At 43.5% G+C, this 1,567-nt stretch carries 1 protein-coding gene; it reads left to right on the top strand.

What is annotated here, in order from left to right:
* Positions 1-1,567 (top strand): Rib/alpha-like domain-containing protein (locus tag ACMZ6Z_RS09335; protein ID WP_416132255.1); only part of this gene is annotated, 1,567 nt, incomplete at both ends.

Here is a 1,567-nt window from a genome sequence, read left to right as displayed (position 1 = left end):
GGCAGAGATAGATAATATTCCAGGAGCGGACTTGCTGAATTTAGGGACACTAGCTGATAAATACGATACCGAAGCCCCAGCCCCGGACGATTTCAGATTAAAGGTTTCTAACATTAACTCTTTAACATCAGAAGAGACAGATGCCATTGTTCAAGCTGTGTTTAGGGCGAATAGACACATTCCGGTAAAAGATATACATTCTATTTCGCCTTCAAGTTCTGATCCTAATTATGTTACTATTACGTATAAAGACAGCTCACGTGATGTCGTAATATTGTATGGTTCGGTGACAGGTTCTAGACCTTCAACCCTAGCTGATAAATACGATACCAAAGCCCCGGACGATTTCAGATTAGAAGTTGCTAACATTAACTCTTTAACATCAGAAGAGACAGATGCCATTGTTCAAGCTGTGTTTGGGGCGAATAGACACATTCCGGTAAAAGATATATATTCTATTTCGCCTTCAAGTTCTGATCCTAATTATGTTACTATTACGTATAAAGACAGCTCACATGATGTCGTAACATTGTATGGTGCGGTGACAGGTTCTAGACCTTCAACCCTAGCTGATAAATACGATGCCAAAGCCCCAGCCCCGGACGATTTCAGATTAAAGGTTTCTAACATTAACTCTTTAACATCAGAAGAGACAGATGCCATTGTTCAAGCTGTGTTTAGGGCGAATAGACACATTCCGGTAAAAGATATATATTCTATTTCGCCTTCAAGTTATAATCCTAATTATGTTACTATTACGTATAAAGACAGCTCAAGTGATGTCGTAACAATGTATGGTGCGGTGATACAAAAACGCCCTGAGGAGTACACAACCTACGGCTACAACCCTGTTCGTCCTGACTTCTACTTGGCGGTTGAAAATCCTGATAGTATCACAGAGGAGGAAAAGAAACTCTTTGAAACCTTCCTGCCCCTCATCAACGAAACCAAAAACAACCCACTTCCTGAAAACACCAGAATAACAGTGTCGTCGGACAGTAAAGTATTGTTCAACTACGAGGATGGTAGTAACGACTGGCTCTACGTTCGTGATATTGTCAAACAGTACGGTCGTGTGGCCAAGCCAGAGACACAAGTTTTAACCATCGTTAAGGGTGACCGTTTGCCGACTGCGACAGATTATCTGACCAATGCCCGAAATCTACCTCGTAATGCAACATTTAAACTATGGAACATGCCAGAAAACAGCCAAACAGCAGGAGTCTACAATGGGGTCTTGATGGCAGATTATGGCAATCGTACAGGTGGATTGGCGCGTGTAACGCTCAAGATTCTTGAAGAGCTACCACTAGAGGTCGCGGTCAATCAACCAAACCCAGTGCTTGACAAAAAGCCGGTCACTGGGGTTAAGGTCATCACGACTAACAAGGCCGACGCGACAATTACTAGCAACACCGTCAATGGCCTCAAGGTTAATGCCCAAGGGCAACTAGAAGGAAGACCGACAAGCGTGACTTTCCAAGGTGAGTCTGAAACAGCGCAAGTCAATCTCACAGTCAGCGTTTCCCACAGCACTGTCGATCGACCAATCAGTAAAACCGTCACC

The organism is Streptococcus pluranimalium, assembly GCF_047785705.1.
GTDB lineage: Bacteria > Bacillota > Bacilli > Lactobacillales > Streptococcaceae > Streptococcus > Streptococcus pluranimalium_A.
Note: the sequence above shows the minus strand (reverse complement) of the source record. Positions and strands in the feature narration are given on the sequence as shown.